The 3,233-nt window shown below is 50.7% G+C and carries 7 protein-coding genes; all 7 read left to right on the top strand.

Going from position 1 to position 3,233, the window contains the following annotated elements:
• Window positions 1-816 (top strand): restriction endonuclease subunit S (locus ACLQ6D_RS04330; protein ID WP_411726060.1); only part of this gene is annotated, 816 nt, incomplete at its 5' end.
• Between the two features lie 41 nt (window positions 817-857).
• Window positions 858-1,094 (top strand): AbrB/MazE/SpoVT family DNA-binding domain-containing protein, encoded by a 237-nt coding sequence (locus ACLQ6D_RS04325; protein WP_411726059.1) that lies wholly within the window; start codon window positions 858-860, stop codon window positions 1,092-1,094.
• Window positions 1,088-1,396: a type II toxin-antitoxin system PemK/MazF family toxin gene (locus tag ACLQ6D_RS04320; RefSeq protein ID WP_411726058.1), complete on the top strand. Its 309-nt coding sequence runs from the start codon at window positions 1,088-1,090 to the stop codon at window positions 1,394-1,396. Before ACLQ6D_RS04325 ends, ACLQ6D_RS04320 begins: the two co-directional genes overlap by 7 nt.
• A gap of 78 nt (window positions 1,397-1,474) precedes the next feature.
• Complete coding sequence (locus ACLQ6D_RS04315; protein WP_411726057.1) at window positions 1,475-1,756, top strand: type II toxin-antitoxin system Phd/YefM family antitoxin; 282 nt, start codon at window positions 1,475-1,477, stop codon at window positions 1,754-1,756.
• Window positions 1,753-2,157 carry a PIN domain-containing protein gene (locus tag ACLQ6D_RS04310; RefSeq protein ID WP_411726056.1) on the top strand — a complete coding sequence of 135 codons (405 nt, stop codon included), beginning with the start codon at window positions 1,753-1,755 and terminating at the stop codon, window positions 2,155-2,157. The genes ACLQ6D_RS04315 and ACLQ6D_RS04310 overlap by 4 nt, the downstream gene beginning before the upstream one ends.
• A complete protein-coding gene (locus tag ACLQ6D_RS04305; protein WP_411726055.1) occupies window positions 2,154-2,324 on the top strand; it encodes a hypothetical protein in 171 nt (56 codons plus the stop codon). Before ACLQ6D_RS04310 ends, ACLQ6D_RS04305 begins: the two co-directional genes overlap by 4 nt.
• 71 nt (window positions 2,325-2,395) lie before the next feature.
• Window positions 2,396-3,166 (top strand): type I restriction endonuclease, encoded by a 771-nt coding sequence (locus ACLQ6D_RS04300; protein ID WP_411726054.1) that lies wholly within the window; start codon window positions 2,396-2,398, stop codon window positions 3,164-3,166.
• Window positions 3,167-3,233: the final 67 nt, after the last annotated feature.

The following is a 3,233-nucleotide window of genomic DNA, read 5'->3' as shown; positions in this document are numbered from 1 at the left end:
GCCGCCTTCCTCGACCGCGAAACCGCGAAGATTGACGCGCTGATTGCCGAACAGCAACGACTGATCGAACTGCTCAAGGAAAAGCGGCAAGCGGTTATTTCCCACGCCGTCACCAAAGGCCTAAACCCCAACGCACCGATGAAGGATTCCGGTATCGAATGGCTGGGCGAAGTGCCGGAGCATTGGGAAATTCTACCTTTAAAACGAAACGTATCTTTTCTGACCAGCGGATCACGGGGATGGGCAGAGCACTATTCTGACGAAGGGGCTTTGTTTATACGAATTGGTAATCTGACGCGTGACAGTATTCTTCTCGACTTATCAGACATTCAAAGAGTGACAGTGCCAGAAGGAATTGAAGGTGAACGAACAAGAGTTCAGTCGGGCGACGTGCTTTTTTCGATTACGGCCTATCTCGGCTCTGTCGCAGTAATTCCAAAAAACTTGGAACCCGCTTATGTCAGTCAACACGTGGCGTTGGCCCGACTAAATCAACAGCATCTATTGCCTGCATGGGCGGCCTATGTGACTATGTCTTTTGTGGGCAAAACTTATCTTGAAACCAAAGGATACGGCGGAACAAAAATCCAGTTGAATCTCGACGATGTCGCTAATCTTGTAATGACAGTTCCAAACATTGAAGAGCAATCTACTATTGTCGCCTTCCTAGACAGCAAAACCGCCAAACTTGATACCCTAACCGCCGAAGCCAAAGTCGCCATAACCCTGCTGCAAGAGCGCCGCACCGCCCTAATTTTCGCCGCCGTGACCGGAAAAATTGATGTGCGCGGTCTTGTTTTTTCAGATGGCAAGTAATAACATAGTTATTACTTTTATTGTTTTTTAGGGCAGGAACGATGCGTACTCATTTAAGAAAAGTCGGTAATTCGCGCGGGGTGATTATCCCGTCTGCATTACTGGAAGCTTGCGGTCTGGGCGAGGAAGTGGACTTGCGGGTGGAAGGCAAAACCTTGGTGATCGAGGCGTTGAAAGTGCCGCGTAGCGGCTGGTTTGACGGCTATCAGGCGGAAGCCGATAGCGATGTGTTGGCGTCGTTGCCTGTTGACGAGGATAGCGGAGAGTGGGAATGGTAAGGCGTGGCGACGTGTATTGGGTCAATCTTGATCCAACGCTCGGCACGGAAATCAAAAAAACACGTCCGGCTTTGGTGGTATCGCCTGACGATCTTAATACGGTGTTGCCACGCGTGATTATTGTGCCCTTAACCAGTAAAGGGCAATCGTTAGGCTGTCGGCCAGAAGTCATTTTTGATGGCCGTCCAGCACGCATTTTGTTGGACCAAATCCGCTGCGTCGATAAACGGCGATTACTCGGCAAAATGGGCGAAATTGAAAGTGCTGTGTGGCATCCATTGTTGATGGAAATGCTGGCGTAATCTGAGATCAATCACCTATAATTGCCAAACTCGACAATACGCCTATAATAGCCGTATTAGCTAATTGAGGATTTAACTATGCGTACCATGACATCTGTCGAAGCCCAAAACCGTTTTGGGGAGTTGCTGGACACGGCACAACGCGAACCTGTCACCATTACCCGGCGCGGTCGTCCGGTGGTTTATGTCGTATCGCAACAGGAATATGAGGCTTTTTCGCAAGGGCTGGAGACAGCCAAGCAGCAAACTTCCCTGGCGGCAGCACAGGCGGCCATTGCGGCTTTTCGGGGCAAAGGTAAAGGCGGCGCAGTTGAGCGTCTGTTGGAAGATCGCCGGATTGACCGTGAACGTGAAGCATGAGCGGATTTTTACTGGATACCTCTGCCTTGATGGCCTTGCGCGATAATGAGTTAGGTGCAGAGCGAGTCAGTGAACTATTGTTAGCTGCCGAAAATGGTGGTTTACCGTGTTTGGGCAGTTTTATGACGTTGATGGAAATATTTTATCGGGTATGGAAAGACGAAAGCGAATCAGCCGGACGTGAAGCCTATACCGATTGTTTGGTGTTGCCCATTCAATGGATACATGAATCTCCTGAGTTATTGATACTTGCCGCATCGGTAAAAGCTACCCATCCACTCTCGTTGGCCGATGCCTGGATAGCCGCGACTGCATTGGAACTTGATGCAACGTTAGTGCATAAAGACCCTGAGTTTGAAAAACTGCCGGGGTTAAAGGAAGAGAGGTTACCTTACAAATGAGCACAAAAGTCACTATCAAACATTTATGGGATGATGAAAACCAAGCGGGCTATCATCTTTTTACTAATGCACTGGATTCATTCTTGGCTGACGAGAATGGTTATGAACCCGTTTACCTTGAGTTGAATGGTGTCGAGTTTACCGCTTCTTCACCAGGAAATGTGTAAGTTAAAATTCCCTGCGCCTAGGCTGTTAAACTCGGCCTTGTTCCCTCTGAAACCCAATAAATCTTAATGGTATGAGTTTGCACAAGGAAATCCATTTCGAAACCGAAATCTGTGACCATCTGGCCGCAAACGGCTGGCTGTATTCGCAAGGCGACGCGGAAAACTATGACCGGACACGGGCGCTATTTAAGGCGGATGTGTTGGCTTGGGTGCAAGAAACCCAACCGAAGGCGTGGGAGGCATTGGAAAAAAACCACGGCGCACAAGCGGCTGATGTGTTGCTGGGGCGGCTGCGGGATTCTCTCAACCAACGCGGCACGTTAGACGTTTTACGGCACGGAATTGAATTGCTCGGTTTGCGTCAACCGCTCGCGCTCGCCCAATTTAAGCCAGCCTTGGCAATGAATCCTGATATTCTCAACAAATACGCGGCCAATAAGCTGCGGGTCGTGCGTCAGTTGCGTTATTCGTTGCACAATGAAAACGCGCTGGATTTGAGTCTGTTCCTTAATGGAATTCCGGTTGCCACGGCGGAGTTGAAAACCGATTTCACCCAATCGGTTGACGATGCAATTGACCAATACCGCTTTGACCGTGAGCCGCGCCCGAAGGGGCAGGGGAGCGCAGAACCCTTATTGTCTTCCCCCAATGGGGCATTGGTGCATTTCGCGGTTAGTAATAGCGAAGTGCATATGACCACGCGGCTAGATGGCGCGGCAACGCGCTTTCTGCCGTTCAACCGTGGCGACAACGGCGCGGCGGGTAATCCGCCGTATTCACCCTCTCCCCACCCCCTCTCCATTCACGGGAGAGGGGCTTTTTTCCCATTCACTTCGGGTTAGCGTGAGGCTCTTTCTCCCCTCGCCCCTGGCGGGTGTGGGGCTGGGGGTGAGGGGGAGTCTTATGGCC

This window comes from Methyloglobulus sp. (genome assembly GCF_046714055.1).
Taxonomy (GTDB): Bacteria; Pseudomonadota; Gammaproteobacteria; order Methylococcales; family Methylomonadaceae; genus Methyloglobulus.
Note: the sequence above shows the minus strand (reverse complement) of the source record. Positions and strands in the feature narration are given on the sequence as shown.

Bases quoted from the DNA above. Each gene is read 5' to 3' on its own strand.
- ACLQ6D_RS04325 (WP_411726059.1), top strand. From the start codon at position 858: ATGCGTACTCATTTAAGAAAAGTCGGTAATTCGCGCGGGGTGATTATC.
- ACLQ6D_RS04320 (WP_411726058.1), top strand. From the start codon at position 1,088: ATGGTAAGGCGTGGCGACGTGTATTGGGTCAATCTTGATCCAACGCTC.
- ACLQ6D_RS04315 (WP_411726057.1), top strand. From the start codon at position 1,475: ATGCGTACCATGACATCTGTCGAAGCCCAAAACCGTTTTGGGGAGTTG.
- ACLQ6D_RS04310 (WP_411726056.1), top strand. From the start codon at position 1,753: ATGAGCGGATTTTTACTGGATACCTCTGCCTTGATGGCCTTGCGCGAT.
- ACLQ6D_RS04305 (WP_411726055.1), top strand. From the start codon at position 2,154: ATGAGCACAAAAGTCACTATCAAACATTTATGGGATGATGAAAACCAA.
- ACLQ6D_RS04300 (WP_411726054.1), top strand. From the start codon at position 2,396: ATGAGTTTGCACAAGGAAATCCATTTCGAAACCGAAATCTGTGACCAT.